The sequence below is a fragment of the Pseudomonas wadenswilerensis genome, from assembly GCF_024749185.1.
GTDB lineage: Bacteria > Pseudomonadota > Gammaproteobacteria > Pseudomonadales > Pseudomonadaceae > Aquipseudomonas > Aquipseudomonas wadenswilerensis.
The window spans coordinates 4,353,025-4,373,613 of record NZ_CP087191.1; the positions used below are offsets into that span (position 1 = coordinate 4,353,025).

At 62.9% G+C, this 20,589-nt stretch carries 18 protein-coding genes; 11 read left to right on the top strand and 7 right to left on the bottom strand.

The window, feature by feature from the left end; all coding sequences use genetic code 11:
• The first annotated feature begins 6 nt into the window (after window positions 1-6).
• The 3 genes from rdgC (at window position 7) to sugE (ending at window position 2,502) form a co-directional block, all read left to right on the top strand.
• Window positions 7-927 carry a recombination-associated protein RdgC gene (gene rdgC / locus LOY45_RS19945; RefSeq protein ID WP_115085768.1) on the top strand — a complete coding sequence of 307 codons (921 nt, stop codon included), beginning with the start codon at window positions 7-9 and terminating at the stop codon, window positions 925-927.
• 134 nt (window positions 928-1,061) lie between these two features.
• Window positions 1,062-2,021, top strand: a complete 960-nt coding sequence (locus LOY45_RS19950; RefSeq protein WP_258578243.1) for a bile acid:sodium symporter family protein — start codon at window positions 1,062-1,064, stop codon at window positions 2,019-2,021.
• A gap of 163 nt (window positions 2,022-2,184) precedes the next feature.
• Entirely contained in the window at window positions 2,185-2,502 is a 318-nt protein-coding gene (gene sugE, locus LOY45_RS19955) for a quaternary ammonium compound efflux SMR transporter SugE (protein ID WP_038993957.1), read from the top strand.
• A 15-nt stretch (window positions 2,503-2,517) separates the two neighbouring features.
• Here sugE and LOY45_RS19960 read toward each other — a convergent pair whose 3' ends face one another.
• Window positions 2,518-4,398 carry an MFS transporter gene (locus tag LOY45_RS19960; protein ID WP_258578244.1) on the bottom strand — a complete coding sequence of 627 codons (1,881 nt, stop codon included), beginning with the start codon at window positions 4,396-4,398 and terminating at the stop codon, window positions 2,518-2,520.
• 79 nt (window positions 4,399-4,477) lie between these two features.
• A complete protein-coding gene (locus LOY45_RS19965) occupies window positions 4,478-5,623 on the bottom strand; it encodes a TDT family transporter (RefSeq protein WP_233673605.1) in 1,146 nt (381 codons plus the stop codon).
• 160 nt (window positions 5,624-5,783) lie between these two features.
• On the opposite strand from LOY45_RS19965, the gene LOY45_RS19970 reads away from it, so the two are divergent.
• Both LOY45_RS19970 and LOY45_RS19975 read left to right on the top strand, forming a co-directional pair.
• Window positions 5,784-6,968, top strand: coding sequence for an MFS transporter (locus LOY45_RS19970; RefSeq protein ID WP_134061620.1), 1,185 nt, complete (start codon window positions 5,784-5,786; stop codon window positions 6,966-6,968).
• A gap of 439 nt (window positions 6,969-7,407) precedes the next feature.
• Window positions 7,408-7,707, top strand: a complete 300-nt coding sequence (locus tag LOY45_RS19975; protein ID WP_010224261.1) for a DUF6124 family protein — start codon at window positions 7,408-7,410, stop codon at window positions 7,705-7,707.
• Window positions 7,708-7,791: 84 nt separating this feature from the next.
• Here the strand turns inward: LOY45_RS19975 and LOY45_RS19980 are convergent, their stop codons facing one another.
• Window positions 7,792-8,982, bottom strand: a complete 1,191-nt coding sequence (locus tag LOY45_RS19980) for an MFS transporter (RefSeq protein ID WP_115085763.1) — start codon at window positions 8,980-8,982, stop codon at window positions 7,792-7,794.
• Window positions 8,983-9,073: 91 nt separating this feature from the next.
• On the opposite strand from LOY45_RS19980, the gene LOY45_RS19985 reads away from it, so the two are divergent.
• Window positions 9,074-9,619 (top strand): TetR/AcrR family transcriptional regulator, encoded by a 546-nt coding sequence (locus LOY45_RS19985; RefSeq protein ID WP_115085762.1) that lies wholly within the window; start codon window positions 9,074-9,076, stop codon window positions 9,617-9,619.
• A 119-nt stretch (window positions 9,620-9,738) separates the two neighbouring features.
• The gene (locus LOY45_RS19990) at window positions 9,739-13,215 is read left to right on the top strand and encodes a hybrid sensor histidine kinase/response regulator (RefSeq protein WP_134061614.1); all 3,477 of its coding nucleotides are present in this window, start codon (window positions 9,739-9,741) and stop codon (window positions 13,213-13,215) included.
• Here LOY45_RS19990 and LOY45_RS19995 read toward each other — a convergent pair.
• Window positions 13,187-14,575 carry a DNA recombination protein RmuC gene (locus LOY45_RS19995; RefSeq protein ID WP_166675658.1) on the bottom strand — a complete coding sequence of 463 codons (1,389 nt, stop codon included), beginning with the start codon at window positions 14,573-14,575 and terminating at the stop codon, window positions 13,187-13,189. The genes LOY45_RS19990 and LOY45_RS19995 overlap by 29 nt on opposite strands.
• A gap of 183 nt (window positions 14,576-14,758) precedes the next feature.
• Window positions 14,759-15,187, bottom strand: a complete 429-nt coding sequence (locus LOY45_RS20000) for a tetratricopeptide repeat protein (RefSeq protein ID WP_258578245.1) — start codon at window positions 15,185-15,187, stop codon at window positions 14,759-14,761.
• Window positions 15,188-16,156: 969 nt separating this feature from the next.
• Between LOY45_RS20000 and LOY45_RS20005 the strand changes: the two genes are divergently transcribed.
• The 3 genes from LOY45_RS20005 to LOY45_RS20015 all read left to right on the top strand — a co-directional run bounded on the left by LOY45_RS20005 (window position 16,157) and on the right by LOY45_RS20015 (window position 18,639).
• Window positions 16,157-16,381, top strand: a complete 225-nt coding sequence (locus LOY45_RS20005) for a hypothetical protein (protein WP_115085759.1) — start codon at window positions 16,157-16,159, stop codon at window positions 16,379-16,381.
• A 369-nt stretch (window positions 16,382-16,750) separates the two neighbouring features.
• Window positions 16,751-17,233, top strand: a complete 483-nt coding sequence (locus LOY45_RS20010; protein WP_045195516.1) for a hypothetical protein — start codon at window positions 16,751-16,753, stop codon at window positions 17,231-17,233.
• A gap of 146 nt (window positions 17,234-17,379) precedes the next feature.
• On the top strand, window positions 17,380-18,639 hold the full coding sequence (locus LOY45_RS20015) for an OmpP1/FadL family transporter (RefSeq protein WP_115085758.1): 1,260 nt from the start codon (window positions 17,380-17,382) through the stop codon (window positions 18,637-18,639).
• Window positions 18,640-18,679: 40 nt separating this feature from the next.
• Here the strand turns inward: LOY45_RS20015 and LOY45_RS20020 are convergent, their stop codons facing one another.
• A complete protein-coding gene (locus LOY45_RS20020) occupies window positions 18,680-19,612 on the bottom strand; it encodes a LysR family transcriptional regulator (protein WP_134061612.1) in 933 nt (310 codons plus the stop codon).
• A 116-nt stretch (window positions 19,613-19,728) separates the two neighbouring features.
• Here LOY45_RS20020 and LOY45_RS20025 point away from each other — a divergent pair, with 116 nt between their 5' ends.
• A complete protein-coding gene (locus tag LOY45_RS20025) occupies window positions 19,729-19,992 on the top strand; it encodes a DUF2798 domain-containing protein (RefSeq protein ID WP_233673602.1) in 264 nt (87 codons plus the stop codon).
• A gap of 6 nt (window positions 19,993-19,998) precedes the next feature.
• Here LOY45_RS20025 and LOY45_RS20030 read toward each other — a convergent pair whose 3' ends face one another.
• Window positions 19,999-20,550 (bottom strand): glutathione peroxidase, encoded by a 552-nt coding sequence (locus LOY45_RS20030; RefSeq protein ID WP_233673601.1) that lies wholly within the window; start codon window positions 20,548-20,550, stop codon window positions 19,999-20,001.
• Window positions 20,551-20,589: the final 39 nt, after the last annotated feature.

Genomic DNA, 20,589 nt, shown 5'->3' on the forward strand with positions numbered 1-20,589 from the left:
CACCCCATGTGGTTCAAAAACCTGCTGACCTACCGCCTGACCCAGGACATTTCGTTCGACCCCGAGGCACTGGAAACCGCTCTGGCCAGCAAGCCGGCTCGCCCATGCGCCAGCCAGGAGTTGACCACTTACGGCTTCGTCGCCCCGTTCGGCAAAGGTGAAGACGCACCGCTGGTGCATGTCAGCGGCGACTTCCTGCTGATTGCCGCGCGTAAAGAAGAGCGCATCCTGCCGGGCAGCGTCGTGCGCGATGCGGTTAAAGAGAAGATCGACGAGATCGAAGCCGAGCAGATGCGCAAGGTCTATAAGAAGGAGCGCGACCAGATCAAGGACGAGATCATCCAGGCCTTCCTGCCGCGCGCCTTTATTCGCCGCTCGATGATCTTCGCCGCCATCGCCCCCAAGCAAGGCCTGATCCTGGTCAACTCGGCCAGCGCCAAGCGTGCCGAAGACCTGCTGTCGACCCTGCGTGAAGTCATCGGCTCGCTGCCGGTGCGCCCGGTGACCGTGAAGATCGCCCCGAGCGCGACCATGACCGACTGGGTCAAGACCCAGCAGGCCGCGCCTGACTTCTATGTACTGGATGAGTGCGAGCTGCGCGACACCCACGAAGACGGCGGCATCGTCCGTTGCAAGCGCCAGGACCTGACCAGCGACGAGATCCAGCTGCACCTGGGTACCGGCAAGGTGGTCACGCAACTGTCGCTGGCCTGGCAGGACAAACTGTCGTTCGTGCTCGACGACAAGATGGTCATCAAGCGCCTGCGCTTTGAAGAGCTGCTGCAGGACCAGGCCGAAGAAGACGGCGGCGACGAGGCCCTGGGCCAGCTCGATGCCAGCTTCACCCTGATGATGCTGACCTTTGGCGAGTTCCTGCCGGCGCTGTTCGAGGCGTTGGGAGGAGAAGAAATCCCGCAGGGGATCTGAGTATTGTAGCGACCTTGCCGGCCTCATCGCCGGCAAGGCCGGCTCCCACAATGGATCTGTGTACGCCGAACCTGTGGGAGCTGGCTTTGCCAGCGATCGAGCGCGCAGCGGTCGTGATAAGAAGGACCTGCGCCATGCGTACCCTCGCTGCCCTCAGCCGCTTCGTCGGCAATACCTTCGCCTGGTGGGTGCTGTTGTTCGCCATCCTGGCCTTCTTGCAACCGCAGTGGTTCATCGGCCTTAAAAGCGCCATCGTGCCGCTACTCGGCCTGGTCATGTTCGGCATGGGCCTGACCCTCAAACTCGATGACTTCGCCGCCGTCGCCCGCCAGCCCTGGCGCGTGGCCCTGGGCGTGGTCGCGCATTTCATGATCATGCCCGGCGTGGCCTGGCTGTTGTGCCGGTTGTTCCAGCTGCCGGCGGAAATCGCCGTGGGCGTGATCCTGGTGGGCTGCTGCCCCAGCGGCACTTCATCCAACGTCATGGCCTGGCTGGCCAAGGGCGACCTGGCCCTGGCCGTGGCGATTGCCGCCGTCACCACCCTGCTCGCCCCGCTGCTGACCCCGGCGCTGATCTGGCTGCTGGCCTCGGCCTGGCTGCCGGTGTCTTTCCTCGACATGTTCTGGTCGATCCTGCAACTGGTGATGCTGCCGATCGTGCTTGGCGTGCTGGCTCAACGCCTATTGGGCGCGCGGGTACAACTGGCGGTGCAGGTGCTACCGCTGGTGTCGGTGGTCAGCATCGTGATGATCGTCTGCGCCGTGGTGGCCGCCAGCCAGGCGAAAATCGCCGAGTCCGGCGTACTGATCATGGTGGTGGTCATGCTGCACAACGGCTTTGGCTTCATGCTTGGCTATATCACCGGCAAGCTGTTCAAGCTGCCGTTGGCACAGCGCAAGTCGCTGGCGCTGGAGGTCGGCATGCAGAATTCCGGGCTGGGCGCGGCCCTGGCCAGTGCACACTTTTCGCCATTGGCGGCGGTGCCCAGCGCACTGTTCAGCGTCTGGCACAATATTTCCGGGGCGTTGCTGTCGACCTGGTTTCGGCGCATGCAAGAGCCTGAGGTGGAGCTTAAAACCCAGCCGCTCGGTTAATGCCAACACTGTGGGAGCCGGCCTTGCCGGCGATGGGCCGCAAAGCGGCCCAACTTGCAGTACAAAAGCAACTTGGGCACCATACCGCCCACTGTGAGGACGGCCTCACGACGCACCGCGTGACCATTCCGGGGACGGCCCCATCACTTGATGGAGACTCTGCATGTCCTGGATCATCCTGTTTTTCGCCGGCCTGTTCGAAGTCGGCTGGGCCGTTGGCCTGAAGTACACCGACGGCTTTTCCCGCCCCCTGCCCACCGTCCTCACCGTCGGCGCCATGGTCATCAGCCTCGGCCTGCTGGGCCTGGCCATGAAAGAACTGCCGCTGGGCACCGCCTACGCGATCTGGACCGGAGTCGGCGCAGTCGGCACGGTGATCGCCGGGATCATCCTGTTCGGCGAATCCATGGCCCTGGTGCGTCTGGTCAGTGTGGCGCTGATCATCTGCGGCCTGGTCGGGCTCAAGGTCAGCGCCAGCTGACCCAGCCCTGCCCCTTCAGCGTGAGTCGCCGCGCAGCTCGCTGACCCGCTCACGCAGCAACGCCGGTTCCGCCGCCTCTACCGGGACGGCAGAACCGGCCACCAGGGTCACCCGCGACCACAAGCGGCGGAAGAACCCCTTGGCCGGGTCGCGGCTGAAGAAACTCCCCCACAAGCCCTGCAACGCCAACGGGATCACCGGCACCGGCGTCTGCTCGATGATCCGGCTCACACCGCCCTTGAACTCGTCGATTTCACCGTCGGTGGTCAGCTTGCCTTCAGGGAAGATGCACACCAGCTCTCCATCGGCCAGGTACGCAGCGATCTGCTTGAACGCGCGCTCGTAGGTCTCGGCATCTTCGCTGCGCCCGGCAATCGGAATCGCCCCGGCGGTACGGAAGATGAAATTGAGTACCGGCAAGCGGTAGATCTTGTAGTACATGACAAAACGAATCGGCCGGCGCACCGCGCCACCGATCAGCAGTGCATCGACGAACGACACATGGTTGCACACCAACAGTGCTGCGCCCTGATCAGGAATCTGCTGCAGGTCACGGTGCTCGACGCGGTACATGGAATGGCTGAGCAGCCAGATCATGAAACGCATGGTGAACTCGGGGACGATGCGGAAGATATAGAAATTCACCGCGATGTTGAGCAGCGACACCACCAGGAACAGCTGCGGGATGCTCAGCTCAAGGAAGCTCAGCAGCACCACGCTGAAGATCGCCGAGACCACCATGAACAGTGCGTTAAGGATGTTGTTGGCGGCAATCACCCGCGAACGCTGGTCTTGCGGGGTGCGCGACTGGATCAGTGCATACAGCGGCACGATATAGAAGCCGCCGAACACACCCAGGCCGAGAATCGACCCCAGCACCCACCAGGCCTGGCCGATGCCCAGTACCGCCAGCCAGTCGTAAGGCGCGGCCGCCGGCAGGATCTCGCCGGAGTGCCACCACCAGAGCAGGCCGAACAGGCTCAGGCCGAAGGAGCCGAACGGCACCAGGCCGATTTCCACCTTGTGCCCGCTCATGCGCTCGCACAGCAGCGAACCGACGGCGATGCCCACCGAGAACAGGGTAAGGATCAGGGTGACCACGGTCTCGTCGCCGTGCAGCCATTGCTGGGCGTAACCGGGGATTTGCGTCAGGTACACCGCGCCGATGAACCAGAACCACGAGTTGCCGACGATCGAGCGCGACACCGCAGGCGTCTGCTTGAGGCCCATGCGCAGAGTGGCCAGGGTCTGGCTGGCGATGTCCCAGTTGATTTTCAGCTCCGGTGTAGAAGCTGCGGCGCGCGGGATGCTGCGACTGGCCAGGTAGCCCAGCACGGCCACCAGCACCACCGCCGACGCAGCCCAGACGCCGTAATCGGCGCTGGACATCAGTACCCCGGCACAAATGGTGCCGGCGAGGATCGCCAGGAAGGTGCCCATTTCCACCAGGCCATTGCCGCCGACCAGCTCTTCCTCGCGCAGGGCCTGGGGCATGATCGAGTACTTCACCGGGCCGAACATGGCCGAGTGGGTGCCCATGCCGAACAACGCCAGGAGCATCAGCAAGGGTATCTGGGTCATGATGCCAATGGCACCGACCGCCATGATGGCGATCTCGGCCAGCTTGATCACGCGGATCAAAGCGTCCTTGGCGTACTTCTCACCGAACTGCCCGGCCAGCGCCGAGAACAGGAAGAACGGCAGGATGAACATCAAGGCGCAGGCGTTGACCCAGATGGCAGTGTCCTGGCCGTGGGGGCTGGCGATCTTGTAGAGAAACAACAGGATGACCGACTGCTTGAACAGGTTGTCGTTGAACGCACCCAGCGACTGGGTGACGAAGAACGGCAAGAAGCGCCGTTTGCCAAGCAGGCTGAATTGTGAAGATTGACTCATCGTCCGTGTACCTGAGTGGGGCTTTGTTATTGGATACGCGCAGGCCGCACAAAGCCACAAACCCCCAGGTAAATGCAATCTACTTGTTCAGACCGGCAATGCATGGCGACACGAACAGCTCACCGTGCCAGGCGCCGCGCAGGGTCAGGGCGGTGACCAGCAGCCAGAGTGCGGCCAGCGCCACCACCAGTAGCATGCCCAGCTCATGGAAGAAGCCCAGGCCCAGCCAGGCCGCCAGTTTCAGGGTGGCCAGGGTGTACACACCGAGCGGGAAGGTAAAGCCCCACCAGCCGAGGTTGAACGGCATGCCGTGGCGGATGTAGCGCAGGGTGATCAGCACCGCCGTCAGTAACCACCACAGGCCCGCACCCCACAACACGATGCCGGCAATCAGGCCCAGGCCGCGGGCGACTTCACCCAGGTTACCAAGGCCGTTTGCAGCGAAGATCGCCGGGGCATCGGCCCCCAGCAGCAACATGCCCAGGGCGCCGGTACCGATCGGCCCCAGGGCCAGCCAGCTCGACGCGGCCATGTTGGCCTGCGGCAGTTTGTGCAGGGCCATGCGCAGCATGAGGATGGTGAGGATGCTGAACGCCACCGGCAACGACACCGCCCACAGCACATAGCTGGTGATCAGCACCTGAAATTGCGCGTGCGTATCCACCAGGTGCGGCGCCAGCAGGCCGCCGCTGGCAGCGGCGACTTCCGCGGCCACTACCGGCAGCAGCCACACGGCGGTCATCTGGTCGATGCTGTGTTCCTGGCGGGTGAACATCAGGTAGGGAATGGCCACGCCGCACAGCAGTGCCAGGCCGACGTCGAACCACCACAGCGCCTCGACCCAGGGCAGGATGCCCTCGCCCCAGCGATTGATGCCGAACACCAGGCAACCGTTGAGGATGGTCGCCAGGCCCATGGGGATGGTGCCGAAGAACATCGATACGGTGGAATGGGCGAAGATCCGCCGCGCTTCATCAAAGAACAGCACCCAGCGCGCGGTGTACAGCAGGGTAAACAGCACGAACAGGCCGATGGTCAGCAACCACAGGGATTCGGCCAAGGCGTGCAGGCCGGGTACATCGACCTGCGCCAGGGCCAGGGCGAGCACGCCGGTGCCCATGGTCGCGGCGAACCAGTTGGGGGTGAACTGACGGATCACTTCACGCGGATGCGCCAGCTGGCTCAGCGGGCGTAACGGCGAGGTGCGGGTTTGGCTGCAAGGCATGATGAATTCTCCTGTCCTCCGGTGAGGTTGAGTTCATCTTATGCTGGGAAAATATATCTATATAACGGGTAATTTCTCTATCTGTTATCGGTTTTACCAATATACAAATTGCCTTGCACAAGGCGTATGCTCAGCGCCGATAACAACAAGGACGTCGTTAATGCTCACCGCCATCAAACGCTATGCACCGCAAGTTCGCCTGCTGCTGGCGACCACCTTCACCCTGACCCTGGCCCGGGCGATCACCCTGCCCTACCTGGTGGTCTACCTTGCACAGAACTTCGCCCTGGACATCAGCGGCATCGGCCTGATGATCGGCGGCGCGCTGATCGTCGCCTCCTTGCTGAGCCTGTACGGCGGCTACCTGATCGATACCCTGCGCAGCTACACGGTGATCATCGCCGCGACCCTGACCTTTACCCTGGCCTTCATTGGCGCGGTGGTCAGCCGCGAGCTGAGCCTGTTCTTCATCTGCCTGGTGCTGATCAACCTGGCCCTGGCGGTGGTGGACATCGCCGCCAAGGCCGGCTTTTGCGCGCTGCTGCCGCTGGAGGAGCGCAGCGAAGTGTTCTCGATCAAGTACACCCTGAGCAACGTCGCCTACGCGGTCGGGCCCTTCGTCGGCGTGGCGCTGGTGCTGCTGGATGATCACCTGCCGTTTTTGCTCTCGGCGCTGCTCGGCCTGGCCATGTGCCTGAGCTACCGGCGCTGGGGCGAGCGCGCGGCGCGGGCGCGGGTCGAAGGCAGCGAACAGGCCGGGTTTCTCAGTGTTGGCGTGCAACTGGTGAAAGACCGCCGGCTGATCTGCTTCACCCTCGGCGGTGCCCTCAGTGCGGTAGTGTTCGGCCAGTTCACCGCCTACCTGTCGCAGTACCTGGTGGTGACCAGCAGCGCCAGCGAAGCGGCGCGCTACATCAGCTACCTGGTGGCGACCAACGCGGTGACGGTGATTGCCTTGCAGTATGTGATTGGCCGGCGCATCAGCAGCCGCCAGCTGATGCCCTGGCTGATCGCCGGCATGACGCTGTTCCTGGTCGGCCTGCTGGGATTCTCGCTGGCCCAGTCGCTGCTGGTCTGGTGCCTGGCGATGCTGGTGTTCACCCTCGGCGAGATCATCGTCATCCCTGCCGAGTACATGTTCATCGACAGCATCGCCCCGGAGCATCTGCGCGGGGTGTATTACGGCGCGCAGAACCTGTCCAACCTCGGCGCGGCGCTGGGCCCGGTGATCTGCGGCTTTGCCCTGGCGCACCTGGTGCCGGTGGCGACCTTTTACCTATTGATCGGTTCGGTGCTGTTGGCGGCGCTGTTTTATTACCTGGGGGCTCGGCGAACGCCGAATTAAAGCATCGCGGGGCAAGCCCGCTCCCACTGGCTCTGCAGTGAACCCGTGGGAGCGGGCTTGCCCCGCGATGAGGCCAGTACCGTCAGCCGCGGGCTCGGTATTGCGATCCTGAACGAGCTCGATAAACCCACAACCAGCAGCGAGAAATCGCAATGCCGTAAGTGTTTTCTGTCAGACCGTTCTGAATCATACTTCCGGCGCCGTTGCTCTGTTGTGCCATGTCCGTCATGGACCTAGGCTGCTGTCGTCGTTGGAAAATCCAATGAGCGGATTTAGCAGTCCGAGAATGACAGAGATCTACGAACACCCCTGTTATGGCGGTTGTACGTGGGGCACCTTCGGGTGCGCCGGTTCTCTGTCACCGGTCTGCTAACCCGCGTACAGCTGCCACCTTTCGTTTAGCAGCGAAAGATGGTTGCGCCACTGACAGAGGTTACCCATGAAGAAAATCGTCCCCGATCCCCCTAGTCTCGACCTGACCGAGACGACCACCGCGAGCACATCGTTCGGCACCAACCGCATGTTCAGCGTCCGCGAAGGCATACCTGCCGAAGAGGCCCTGCTGCACGCAGGCCAACTTCTGCGCTGCGCCGAAGCCACAGTGAGCGATGCGCTGGATCATCTCACCCTCAACGACCGCTCAATCGTCGCTGGCGCAGGCCAGCATATCGAGACTGCCCGCGCGCTGATCGATGCGGTGATTGATGGGGGTGGCGTGCAACGGATTTTCTCGGACTAAAAGCATCGCGGGGCAAGCCCGCTCCCACAGAGGATCAATGAAATCCTGTAGGAGCGGGCTTGCCCCGCGATGAGGCCAACACAGTCAGCCGCGGGACAAAGCCCGCACCGGCAAGCTCAGAATCGCTGCCACGGCACACAGTATGATCACCCCCAACGCATAAACCTCCCCGGTCGGCACCAGGCCGAAGCTGCGCACCATCCACCCGGCCAGCATGGCCGGCACACAGAAGGCCAGGTAGCTCAGCACATAGAATGTCGCCATCAGCCCGGCACGCTCGTGGGCCTCGGCCAGCGGCATGATGCTGCGTAGCGCGCCCAGGAAGCTCGCGCCAAAGCCGACGCCGGTGACCACCGTGGCCATGAAAAACAGCCCCAGTTCACCGCGATGCAACGCCAGCAGGATCAACAGCATCCCAGCCGGCAACACTCCAGTGCCCAGGCGCAGGATCTGCCCGGCCGGGCGCAGTCGCAGGTGGTAGATCGCCACGGCGCCGGTCACCGTCAACGCCGCCACCAGCCCGCCGCCCACCAGGTTGGAGGTCGCCCCGGTCGCCTCGCGCGCCAGTGACGGCGCCAGCGACAGGAAGAACCCGCCCAATGCCCAACCGGCAACGTTCACCGGCAACATCCGCCACACCGCTGCTCGCGCCTGGGGCGGTACATGCAGGGCCGGGCGCAACGATGCCAGGACGCCGGGCTGGCGGCTGACGCTCTCGGGCAGATGCCACACCAGCAACGCCTGCGCCACAAACAGGCCGAGCAACAGCCCGTACGCCAGGCGCAACGGCCATGGGGCAAACTCCACCAGCAAACCAGTACCCAGCGCACCGCTGGCCATGCCGAGCAAGGGGGTCAGGCTGTTGACCAGCGGCCCCTGTTCCCGGTCGATATCCAGCAACGCGGCCCCCAGCACACTGGTGGCCATACCGGTGGCAAAGCCTTGCAGGATCCGCGCCGCGATCAACCCACTGACACTGTCGGCCTGCAGGAACAACAGCATGGCGACGCTTTCCAGTACCAGCGCGGTAAAGATCAACGGCCGCCGCCCCAGGTAGTCCGACAGCGAACCGACCGTCAACAGCGCCGCCAACAGGCTCACGGCATACACGGCGAAGATCAGCGTCAGGGTCACCGCCGAGAACTGCCACGCTTGCTGGTACAGGTGATACAAGGGCGTGGGGGTGCTCGACGCCGCGAGAAAACCAAGCAGAGCAGTGGCCAGAAACACCAGACGAAAACGCCGCGAGGCCGGGGCTTTGAACAACATGAACATGGTCAGCACTCCGCTAAAGCAATTATTTAGCTTTTGCGCAGTCTGCTCGCCTTCATTCCTTAACGCAAACCCTTTGTGTTAAGGTCGACCGATGGCGATTAAAGAAGGTATCCGCACGGGTGGGCGCAGCGCCCGTGTTCAGGCATCGGTACATGCGGCGGTACGCGAGCTGCTCAAAGAGCAGGACCGCGCGAGCCTGACCGTGCCGCAAATTGCTGCCCGCGCCGGCGTCACCCCGTCGACCATCTACCGGCGCTGGGGCGAACTGGCGGCCTTGTTGGCCGATGTCGCCGTCGAGCGTGTGCTGCCCGACGTGGCGCCGCTGGACACCGGCGAGCTACGCGCCGACCTGCGCGCCTGGACCGAGCAATACCTCGACGAAATCACCTCCGAGCCAGGCCGCAACCTGATGCGCGACGTGCTCAGCAGCGCCTGCCCGGGTTACTGCACCAACATCCTGCGCGGGCAGTTGCAGGTCATTCTCGATCGTGCCCAGGCGCGCGGCGAGGCCTTGCCAGACATCGAGCACCTGCTCGATTTGATCGTCGCGCCGACTGTCTACCGTACCTTGTTCGCCGAAGCCCCGCCGACCCTGGAACAGCTCTACCGCCTGCTTGACCTGGCCTTGCCCGGTTAAGGCCTGCGACGCTCTGCCACTGCGACCATCGTCGGCGCTGACGAAGCCTCGGCGGCGTGCCAGACTGATTGATCGAGGTTCGCTGTCAGGCTGAATCACCCTTTTGCTTCGGAGTTGTCATGTCGCTGTCCAGTGGGCTGATCGCCGTGGTCGCCCTGGCCTATATGGCCATCATGTTCGCCATCGCCTTCTACGGCGACCGCCGCAGCACACCGTTGCCGCCGCGCCTGCGTGCCTGGGTGTACAGCCTGTCGCTGGCGGTGTACTGCACCAGCTGGACCTTCTTCGGTGCCGTCGGCCAGGCCGCCGAACAACTCTGGGCGTTCCTGCCGATCTATCTCGGCCCCGTGCTGTTGCTGCTGTTCGCCCCCTGGGTGCTGCAGAAGATGGTGCTGATCAGCAAACAGGAAAACATCACCTCGATCGCCGACTTCATCGCCGCCCGCTATGGCAAGTCGCAGAGCCTGGCGGTGGTGGTGGCGCTGATCTGCCTGATCGGCGTGCTGCCGTATATCGCCCTGCAGCTCAAGGGCATCGTGCTCGGCGTCAACCTGCTGATCGGTGCCGGCGCCGACGCCACCGGCAGCCGCGTGCAGGACACCGCGCTGGTGGTGTCGCTGGTGCTGGCGCTGTTCTCGATCGTCTTCGGTACCCGCAGCCTGGACGTCACCGAACACCACCGCGGCATGGTCCTGGCCATTGCCTTCGAATCCCTGGTCAAGCTGCTGGCATTCCTTGCCGTCGGCGCCTTTGTCACCTTCGGCCTGTTCGATGGCTTCGACGACCTGTTCAGCAAGGCGCAACTGGCACCGCGCCTGGAAGGTTTCTGGAGCGAGACCATCAACTGGCCGTCGATGATCGTGCAGACCGGCGTGGCGATGATGGCGATCATCTGCCTGCCGCGACAGTTCCACGTCACCGTGGTAGAGAACATCGAACCCCAGGACCTGCGCCTGGCGCGCTGGGTGTTCCCGATGTACCTGATCCTCGCCGCGCTGTTCGTGGTGCCGATCGCCCTGGCCGGGCAGATGCTGCTGCCTGACTCGGTGCTGCCCGACTCCTTCGTCATCAGCCTGCCGCTGGCCGAGGCCCATCCGGCGCTGGCGCTGCTGGCCTTTATCGGCGGCGCCTCAGCGGCCACCGGCATGGTCATCGTCGAGGCCGTGGCGCTGTCGACCATGGTCTCCAACGACATGCTGCTGCCCTGGCTGCTACGGCGCAACAACGCCGAGCGGCCGTTCGAAGCCTTCCGCCACTGGATGCTCTCGGTGCGCCGGGTGACTATTGTCGTCATCCTCCTGCTGGCCTATGTCAGTTACCGCCTGCTTGGCTCCACCGCGAGCCTGGCGACCATCGGCCAGGTGGCCTTTGCCGCCGTGACCCAATTGACCCCGGCCATGCTCGGCGCCCTGTACTGGAAGCAGGCCAACCGCCGCGGTGTGTTCGCCGGCCTGGCCGCCGGGGTGTTCCTGTGGTTCTACACCCTGGTGTTGCCGATTGCCGCCCATAGCCTGGGCTGGTCGCTGGAGCTGTTCCCGGGCCTGGCCTGGCTGCACGGCAACCCGCTGAACCTGCCGATCACCCCGCTGACCCAGGGCGTGGTGCTGTCGCTGGCGGGCAACTTCACCCTGTTCGCCTGGGTGTCGATCCTTTCCCGCACTCGGGTGTCAGAGCACTGGCAGGCCGGGCGCTTTATCGGCCAGCAGACCAGCGCACGGCCGAGCAGCCGTTCGCTGCTGGCGGTGCAGATCGACGACCTGCTGCACCTGGCCGCACGTTTTGTCGGCGAAGAGCGCGCACGACAAAGCTTCATCCGTTTCGCCTACCGCCAGGGCAAGGGCTTCAACCCCAACCAGAACGCCGACGGTGACTGGATCGAGCACACCGAGCGCCTGCTCGCCGGCGTGCTCGGTACCTCCTCCACTCGCGCCGTGGTCAAGGCCGCCATCGAAGGCCGCGACATGCAGCTGGAAGACGTGGTGCGCATCGCCGACGAAGCCTCGGAGGTACTGCAGTTCAACCGCGCCTTGCTGCAAGGGGCGATCGAGAACATCAGCCAGGGCATCAGCGTGGTCGACCAGTCGCTGCGCCTGGTGGCCTGGAACCGCCGCTACCTGGAGCTGTTCAACTACCCCGACGGGCTGATCAGCGTCGGCCGGCCGATTGCCGACATCATCCGCTACAACGCCGAACGCGGCCTGTGCGGCCCGGGCGAGGCCCAGGTGCACGTGGCAAGGCGCCTGCACTGGATGCGCCAGGGCCGTGCACACACCTCCGAGCGCTTGTTTCCCAATGGCCGGGTAATCGAGTTGATCGGCAACCCGATGCCCGGTGGCGGCTTTGTCATGAGCTTTACCGACATTACGCCGTTCCGCGAAGCCGAACAGGCCCTCAAGGGTGCCAACGAAAGCCTGGAGCAACGGGTCGCCGAACGTACCCATGAACTCTCGCAACTGAACCAGGCGCTGACCGAAGCCAAGAGCCATGCCGAAGCGGCCAACCAGTCCAAGACCCGCTTCCTTGCTGCCGTCAGCCACGACCTGATGCAACCGCTGAACGCCGCGCGGTTGTTCTCGGCGGCGCTGTCGCATCAAGGTGACGGCCTGTCGGCCGACGCCCAGCAACTGGTCCAGCACATGGACAGCTCGCTGCGCTCGGCCGAAGAACTGATCAGCGACCTGCTGGACATTTCGCGCCTGGAAAACGGCAAGATCACCCCGGACGTCAAGCCTTTCGCCCTCAACGAGCTGTTCGACACCCTCGGCGCCGAATTCAAGGTGCTGGCCCAGCAGCAAGGCCTGGATTTCCGCCTGCGCGGCAGCCGCCTGCGGGTGCAGAGCGACATGAAGCTGCTGCGGCGCATTTTGCAGAACTTCCTCACTAACGCCTTCCGCTATGGCAAGAGCCCGATCCTGCTGGGTGTGCGCCGCCAGCAAGACCGCTTGTGGCTGGAGGTCTGGGACCGTGGCAGCGGCATCGCCGATGACAAGCTGCAGGTGATTTTCGAGGAATTCAAACGCCTGGACAGCCACCAGACCCGCGCCGAAAAAGGCCTGGGCCTGGGCCTGGCGATTGCCGATGGCCTGTGCAAGGTGCTCGGGCATCCGCTTGAAGTGAAATCCTGGCCGGGCAAGGGCAGCGTGTTCCGCGTCAGCGTGCCGCTGGCCACGGCGCCGGCGGTACCGGTGGTCAGCCCCGCCGAACAGGCCGGGCAGCCATTAGCGGGCATGCAGGTGCTATGTGTCGACAATGAAGACAGCATTCTCATCGGCATGAACAGCCTGCTCAGCCGCTGGGGCTGCCAGGTGTCGACCGCGCGCAACCGCGCAGAATGCGATGCCTTGCTGGAAAACGGCCTGCGCCCGCACCTGGCGCTGGTCGACTATCACCTGGACGATGGCGAGGTCGGCACCGAGCTGATGGCCTGGCTACGCACCCGCCTCGGCGAGCCGGTACCCGGCGTGGTAATCAGCGCCGACGGGCGCAGCGAGATGGTTGCCCAGGTACATGCCGCCGGCCTCGACTACCTGGCCAAGCCGGTCAAGCCGGCGGCCCTGCGCGCCCTGCTCAATCGGCATCTGAGCCTGGTCCAGTAAGGGCACTGGCGGCCAGCGGGTCGCCTTCGCTCATGGCCCGCTCGAGCAAGTCGGCAGGCAGGCTCTTGCTGGCCCGGGCGCCGAGCAGCTTGAGCTGTTCGCTGCGGCTGATCAGGTTGCCACGGCCTTCGCAGAGTTTGTTGCGCGCCGCGCTGTAGGCTTTGTCGACCTGTTGCAAGCGGTTGCCCAGCTCGTCCAGGTCCTGGATGAACAGCACGAACTTGTCGTACAGCCAGCCGGCGCGCTCGGCGATTTCCCGGGCGTTCTGGCTCTGGCGCTCCTGCTTCCACAAGCTGTCGATGACCCGCAAGGTGGCCAGCAAGGTCGTTGGGCTGACGATCACGATCTGGCGGTCGAAGGCTTCCTGGAACAGGTTCGGTTCGGCCTGCAAGGCCGCCGAAAACGCCGCCTCGATGGGCACGAAGAGCAGGACGAAATCCAGGCTGTGCAGGCCTTCGAGGCGGTTGTAGTCCTTGCCGGACAGGCCTTTGACGTGGTTGCGCAGCGACAGCACGTGCTGCTTGAGCGCGGCCTGGGCGATCTCGCTGTCGTCGGCGGCAACGTACTGCTGATAGGCGGTCAGGCTGACCTTGGAGTCGACCACCACCTGCTTGTCGCCCGGCAGCATGATCAGCACGTCGGGCTGGAAGCGCTCGCCATCGGCACTCTTGAGGCTGACCTGGGTCTGGTACTCGCGGCCCTTCTCCAGCCCCGCGTGTTCCAGCACCCGCTCCAGAATCAGTTCGCCCCAGTTGCCCTGGGTCTTCTGACCCTTGAGCGCCTGGGTCAGGTTGGTGGCTTCATCGCTCAGGCGCAGGTTGAGCTGCTGCAGGCGTTCCAACTCCTTGGCCAGCGAGAAGCGCTCGCGGGCTTCCTGCTGGTAGCTGTCTTCGACACGTTTTTCGAAGGCCTGGATGCGCTCCTTGAGCGGATCGAGCAATTGCCCCAGATGTTGGTGGCTGGTCTGGGCAAAGCGCTGCTCGCGCTCATCGAATATCTTGGTGGCCATTTCGGCGAATTGCGCCCGCAGCTCGTCACGCGAGCCCTGCAGGTCGTCGAGGCGTTGCTGATGGCTTTCCTGTTGTTCGCGCAGCTCGGCGCTCAGGGCTGCGCTCTGGGCGTCCAGGCGGCGCAATTCGGCTTCACGGGCCGAACGCTCCAGCTGCCAGGCGTGGGCGGCATCCCGAGCGTTATCACGGTCGATCTGCAACAGCTCAAGCTCGCGGGCCTGGGCGGCCAAAGTGGCCTGCTTGGCGGCGTTGGCCTGGCTCAAGTCGCTGATTTCGTCACGGCTGGCATCCAGCTGGGCGAGCAGGCCTTCCTGGGCCAGTTGCACGCTGCTCAGGCGCTCTTCGAGCAAAGCCGCTTGCGCCTGGCGCGTACTCAGGCGCCGCTGCACCTGCAGCACCAGCGTCAGACACGGCACAGCCGCCACCACGATACCCAGCAGAATGCTGGTCAGATCCACTGCCATAGCCACCCCGAACTCCCTCGGCCAACAATCAACGGCTCAGCTTATCAGCCTTGGGCCTGTGCGCCGTATTCAGGCTTCAGGCAATTGCCTGAGCAGGCGCAGGGCTTCCTGCGAGCCTTGGGCTGCCGCCTGCTCCAACCAGAAGCGGCCCTGAGCGGGTTCGTTCAGTTGCCCCAGGACGCACAGCCGGCCGTATTCAAGCTGGGCCCGGCGATCACCGGCCCGCGCCGCTTGGCGCAATAGTTCATGGCCGATACGACGGTCGCGCGCATTGCCGCAATCGCGGCAGAGCATCTGCCCCAAGCGGCTCTGGGCCACCACCACGCCCTGGCGCGCCGGCTGCTTGAGCAAGCGCCCGGCAAAGTGCTTGACGTTGGGGTTGTCACCCAGGCGCGGACTGTCGAGCAACCACAAGGCAACCTTCAAGGAGAAGCGCTTGGGCTCGGGCAGAGGCGGTTGGGCAGCTGGGTCAACGGGGATTTTGGAGCGAAACTTCATAAAAAACAGCGAAGGCAACTCGAGAGGCGCGCCACTCTACTCCATTTCTCTGACAATGGCCCGGTGCTTTTTTGCACTTTTTTTCAAAATATTTCAGCGTTTTTTCTTGACGTCAGGGCGGGCATTTTGTCGCTGACAGAAGACTGCCGAAGGATTGTCGGACACCGGCTAAAAAGCTGGCACGCCCGTCCTAGAGCAAGCGCTCGGGACAATCCACAGAAGCTGTGGATAACTCGGTGGACAACCCCCTAAACCACCCCGCAAACCCCTATGGAATGGGGCTTTCAGTCAAACTGTCGATTTTTTCACCAGCTAAAATAAGTGTTTTTTTTCATTGACTTAAGGCAACGGCCAAGTCATTAGCGGCCATGTGCCGCGTTGTTGCAGGGCTGTAACAGGGGCCGCCCCAAATGTGTACAACCGCCCTGAAGCGAGGCGTTTATCTGCACGAAACTGGCACGTTCCCTGCCTCACGACGCTACAAAGCCGGTGAAATACCACTTCACAGAGCGCCGGGAACGCGACATACTGATCGGCTCGCCAGACGAAAACCCCCAAAGCTTGCCAAGACCCGGAAAGTCCTGTAGTCTTGCCGCCGTTAGTACCAAGCTGAAAGTCAATTCTGGCCAAAGCAGTCCTTACAGTGCCCTGCCCCCTCACATCGGACAGGCCTGTTGAAACCAGGACCGGCCCACTCGATGGTTCCCCAGGTAAATCACTTCTTACTCTGACCGAACCAACCTGCAGATTGATCAGGATCTTCACCCAGCGGCATTGAACCCGACCCTGGCTGTTGCCTGTCCTCCGACGTACCTACCAGTCAGCCCCAGCGCCACATGATAAATGCGCCCAAAACTGGCTGCCCTGTTCCAGTCAGGTTCTTCGCACCGGCTTAAATGCCCGCGTTACTGGAACGTTTTATATGTGCACGGATCGAATCCGTGTCTATTGCAGGAACACCTAATAACTATGAATCACTCCAACCATACTCAGGCTGCCATTCGCACCCTTTCCCAGGCATTTGCCCCTCTGAACTGCTTGATCCTGGCGTCGCGCAAAGGCGGCTTCAGCTTCACCCTGGTCAACGAGCACGGCATTGCCCGTCACAGCGAGCGCCTGTACCCGGAGCAATACTCCGAAGCCGAGCCGCTGCAGGCCGTCATCGAGCGCACCCGTCAGGCCCTGGTGGCCTGATCCGCACGGCGCTGCAAACGCTCAAGCCCCGCCCTCTGGCGGGGCTTTTTTATGCCTGGTAAATCTGTCGAATCCCCCTGTGGGAGCTGGCTTGCCAGCGATGAGGGCAGCCCCGGCTAACGTGTTGCGGCCATCGCTGGCAAGCCAGCTCCCACAGGAATTTGGCCATCCTTAAGTGCGAATCACTAATCGCCACACGGCATATGATTTATAACTAAAAGCCGCAAATGTTTTAAAAACAGGCCTTTACAGCGTGAATATGACACTACACTTCAACTCAAGCGGCAAAGGCCGCTTCCGGCGGGCCTGACCGACTCACCAGCTGCCAAGCTCCAGCGTCCGCCGGTCAATTTCAAGTTCGAGGGCATCATGGGTATCGCCGCGAGCGAGTTGAGCCAGTTTGTCATTCGTCCGACCCTGATCTACCTGGGTCGTCATTGCGCCAGCGCCGAAGCCCTGCTGCTCGGCGTCGCCGCCAGCCAGTCAGCACTCGGTTCGGCCCTGCACGACCGTCGCGGGCACGGCCTGTACCGCATCGGCGAACTGCGCCACCAAAGCCTCTGGGACCAGTTCCTGGCCCGCGACCCGGACCTTGCCAGCCTGGTCCGCGGCCTGGCCAGCCAGCACGCCTTCCTCAGCGGCCCGCACCTGGAACTGACGGTAAACCTGCGCTACGCCACCGCCATCGCCTGGATGCTGATCGAAGAACAGGCCCCTGAACTGCCCGCCGCCGACGATTTACTGGGCCTGGCACGCATCTGGCGACAAACCTTCCAACCTCAGGGCCGGCTGCGCGATTTCACCTGCGCCTGGCAAACCTGCATCGCTCCTGTGACTCTTCAGGCCTGCTGAGAGTCACTGCTTTCCATAATCGGAAAATTCCCGCCATTTTGGTCGGATTGTCCTACAAAACCGCTCTATCTCCTGCGATACAGCCTATAGCGCTGCGGGCGAAATGTTGGTAGTTTTCGCCCCGGAGATCCCAAGGAGTTCTAATAATGAAAAAAGTCATGCTCAAAACCTCTCTTAGCCTCGCCGTCACTCTCGCTTCGACTCAACTGTTCGCCAGCGGCTTTGCCCTCAACGAACAAAGCGTCAGCGGCATGGGCACAGGTTTCGCGGGTCGTTCTTCTTCTGCCGATGATGCCAGCACCGTTTTCGGCAACCCTGCCGGCATGTCGCGCCTGAAACGCGAACAGATCACCGTTGGCGGCGCCGCCGTCATCGCCAAGTCCGACATTTCCGGTGGCGGCCGCCCAGGCGGCAGTACCGATGGTGACATGGTGCCGTTCGTTGGCGTGCCCATGGGCTACTACGTCAAGCCGATCGATGATCACTGGACCGTCGGCTTTGGTGTCTACGCACCCTTCGGCCTGGTGACCGAATACGAAGACGAAGCTGCCAGCCGCTACTGGGGCAAGAAAAGCTACGTTGAAGTCATTACCTTCCAGCCTACTGTCAGCTATGCCTTCAACGACAAGGTCTCGATCGGTTTCGGCCCGACCTTCAACCGTATCAAGGGCGAACTGAGCTCCAACGTCCTCAACCCACGCAGCCCGGGCTTCAACGACGGCGAAGTGAAGATCAAGGGCGACGATACCGCGGTCGGCTACAACATCGGCGTCATGGTGCAAGCCACCGACAAGACCCGCCTGGGCCTGACCTACCACTCGATGGTCGACTACAAGCTCGAAGGCAACACCAAGATCAACTCGGCCCTGATCGGCCCGTTCAGCGGCAGCAAGTTTGACGCCGAACTGAAGATCAAGACCCCTGAGTCGGTAGACTTCTCGGTCACCCACGAACTGGATGACCAGTGGACCCTCTACGCGGGCAGCACCTGGACCCGCTGGAGCCGTCTGGAAGCGATCACCGTAACCAACGAAGTGCCTGCGCCGATTGCCGGTCAGTTCGGCACCATCAACGAAGACCAGAACTGGCACGACACCTGGGCACATGCCATCGGTGCTTCGTACAAGCTGAACAAAGAGTGGGTACTGCGCACCGGTTTCACCGTCGACCAGTCGCCGACCAACAACCACGACCGCTCGCCACGCATTCCGACTGGCGACCGCAAGGTGTTCAGCCTGGGCGCTGGCTACAGCCCTACCGAAGACATGACCATCGACCTGGCTTACTCCTACCTGTGGGAAGAAGACACCAAGGTCAACCTGGCCAGCCCGACCAAGGGTTCGTACAACGCCAAGTACGAAAACAGCGCTCACGGTATTGGCGCGTCGCTAACCTATCGCTTCTGATTGCAGCACCACTAAAAAAACCGCCTTCATTGGCGGTTTTTTATGCCTGATGGACCGGCCAGGCAGGCCCGACCTCAAGCTGGATGTACTCCATGAACGCCCGCACCTTGGGCGTCAGGGCAAAGCGATCGGCCACGCACAGATAGACGTCCATCGGCTCGGTCTGGGCATAGGCCATGGCGGGCTGCGAATACTCGAACAGCGCCACCAGCTGGCCACGCTCAAGCAAGGGCCGGGCGACGAACTCGGCCAGCCGGGCGATGCCACCATCCTGCACGGCCATCTGGGTCAGTACATCGATGTCATCGCTGATCAGCACATTGTCGAACTCGGCATCAAAACGCAGACCCTCGCGGATAAAGCCCCAGCGTAAAAAGCGTCCGTCTACCGGGTAACGAAACACCAGGCAGCGATGCTCCTTGAGCTGCTCGGGCGATTGTGGCCAGCCGGCCGCCGCCAGATAGCCCGGGGAGGCGCAGCAAATGAACGGCACCCTGGCGATGTGCCGGGCCAGCAGGCCATCTTCGAGTTGTGGCTGGATGCGAATACTGACATCGACGCCCTCCTGGGCATGATTGACCCGCCGATCATTCGTAACCAATTCAATTGAAAGCTGCGGGTATCGTGCGCTGAACGCCGGAATCAACGGCGCCAGTACATGACGGCCAAACGCCGAAGACGAAGCGATGCACAAGCGCCCCTTGGGTTCGCAATCCGGGGTGGTGACCGCCTGCTGCGCTTGTTCAAGGTCGCGCTCGATATGCTTGACCTTGTCGTAGTACAGGCTGCCACTGGGCGTCAGCACCATGCTACGGGTGGTGCGCGCGAGCAGGCGCACCTGCAGGTGAGCTTCCAGGCGGGCGACGTTCTGGCTCACGGCGGCGGCACTCAAACCCAGGCTACGGGCGCCACCGGCAATGCTGCCGGCTTCGACAACCTTGATGAAACTCTTGATCGAACCGAGCAGGTTCATGGCAGGCTTCCGGGCATTCGTAAGATCTTCTTTATAAAGACCTAAGCCGCAGGCGTCTACCCGAGCCAAAGGCGGCCTTGCTAGGCTGCGCCCTCCCCCACACCAATGGAGCCAGCATGACGACCCAGACCAGCGCCCGCAGCCGACGCAAACTCGGCGTTCGCGCCACCCCCTACGTGTTTGCCTTCTACATGTCGGCGATCATGGCCCTGTTGATGTGCTTCGTGATCACCGCCGCCAACGCCGGCATCGACGAGCAGTACCTGGGCAACGTGCTCAAGGCCTACCAACTGGCCATGCCGGTGGCCTTCGCCTGCGTACTGGTGGTACGCCCGATCGTGCTCAAGCTGGTGGCCTGGACCGTGCACGCCAGCCACTGAGGCCGCTCAGGGCTGGGAAGCGATGGCCTTCTCGATCGCCGCCTTGAACGCCGGATCATCCGGCTTGGTTCGGCTGGAGAAGTTAGCCACCACCTTGCCCTGGCGGTCGATCACGTACTTGTAGAAATTCCACTTCGGCGCGCTGCTCTGCGCAGCCAGCTCCTTGAACAGTGGCGTGGCATCACTGCCGCGCACCGGCTGGGCCTGGGTCATGGTGAAGGTCACGCCGTAGTTGGCATAGCAAACCTTGGCGGTTTTCTCGGCATCGGCGTCTTCCTGCTTGAAGTCGTTGGAGGGCACCCCGAGCATTTCCAGGCCCTGCTCGCGGTATTCCTTATAGACGCTCTCGAGCCCTTCGAACTGCGGGGCAAAGCCGCAATAGCTGGCGGTATTGACTACCACCAGCGGTTTACCGGCAAAGCGCTCACAGAGGTCGATCTGCTCCTTGCCGCGCAGTTCCGGCAGCTTGCTGTCGAGCAGCGCCGGGCAATCGGCGGCCAGGGCATTGGCAGCGGCGGCCAGGGTCAACAGCGGAACCAACATCCAGCGTGTGCGCATCTTCTCTCTCCCTCGAACGTTCCTGGAGAAATCAGAGTA

Coding starts and splice junctions, on each gene's coding strand:
- LOY45_RS19950 (WP_258578243.1), top strand. CDS start 1,062: ATGCGTACCCTCGCTGCCCTCAGCCGCTTCGTCGGCAATACCTTCGCC.
- LOY45_RS19975 (WP_010224261.1), top strand. CDS start 7,408: ATGAAGAAAATCGTCCCCGATCCCCCTAGTCTCGACCTGACCGAGACG.
- LOY45_RS20005 (WP_115085759.1), top strand. CDS start 16,157: ATGAATCACTCCAACCATACTCAGGCTGCCATTCGCACCCTTTCCCAG.
- LOY45_RS20000 (WP_258578245.1), bottom strand. CDS start 15,187: ATGAAGTTTCGCTCCAAAATCCCCGTTGACCCAGCTGCCCAACCGCCT.
- LOY45_RS19960 (WP_258578244.1), bottom strand. CDS start 4,398: ATGAGTCAATCTTCACAATTCAGCCTGCTTGGCAAACGGCGCTTCTTG.
- LOY45_RS19985 (WP_115085762.1), top strand. CDS start 9,074: ATGGCGATTAAAGAAGGTATCCGCACGGGTGGGCGCAGCGCCCGTGTT.
- LOY45_RS19970 (WP_134061620.1), top strand. CDS start 5,784: ATGCTCACCGCCATCAAACGCTATGCACCGCAAGTTCGCCTGCTGCTG.
- LOY45_RS20010 (WP_045195516.1), top strand. CDS start 16,751: ATGGGTATCGCCGCGAGCGAGTTGAGCCAGTTTGTCATTCGTCCGACC.
- sugE (WP_038993957.1), top strand. CDS start 2,185: ATGTCCTGGATCATCCTGTTTTTCGCCGGCCTGTTCGAAGTCGGCTGG.
- rdgC (WP_115085768.1), top strand. CDS start 7: ATGTGGTTCAAAAACCTGCTGACCTACCGCCTGACCCAGGACATTTCG.
- LOY45_RS20015 (WP_115085758.1), top strand. CDS start 17,380: ATGAAAAAAGTCATGCTCAAAACCTCTCTTAGCCTCGCCGTCACTCTC.
- LOY45_RS20030 (WP_233673601.1), bottom strand. CDS start 20,550: ATGCGCACACGCTGGATGTTGGTTCCGCTGTTGACCCTGGCCGCCGCT.
- LOY45_RS19965 (WP_233673605.1), bottom strand. CDS start 5,623: ATGCCTTGCAGCCAAACCCGCACCTCGCCGTTACGCCCGCTGAGCCAG.
- LOY45_RS19980 (WP_115085763.1), bottom strand. CDS start 8,982: ATGTTCATGTTGTTCAAAGCCCCGGCCTCGCGGCGTTTTCGTCTGGTG.
- LOY45_RS20025 (WP_233673602.1), top strand. CDS start 19,729: ATGACGACCCAGACCAGCGCCCGCAGCCGACGCAAACTCGGCGTTCGC.
- LOY45_RS19990 (WP_134061614.1), top strand. CDS start 9,739: ATGTCGCTGTCCAGTGGGCTGATCGCCGTGGTCGCCCTGGCCTATATG.
- LOY45_RS20020 (WP_134061612.1), bottom strand. CDS start 19,612: ATGAACCTGCTCGGTTCGATCAAGAGTTTCATCAAGGTTGTCGAAGCC.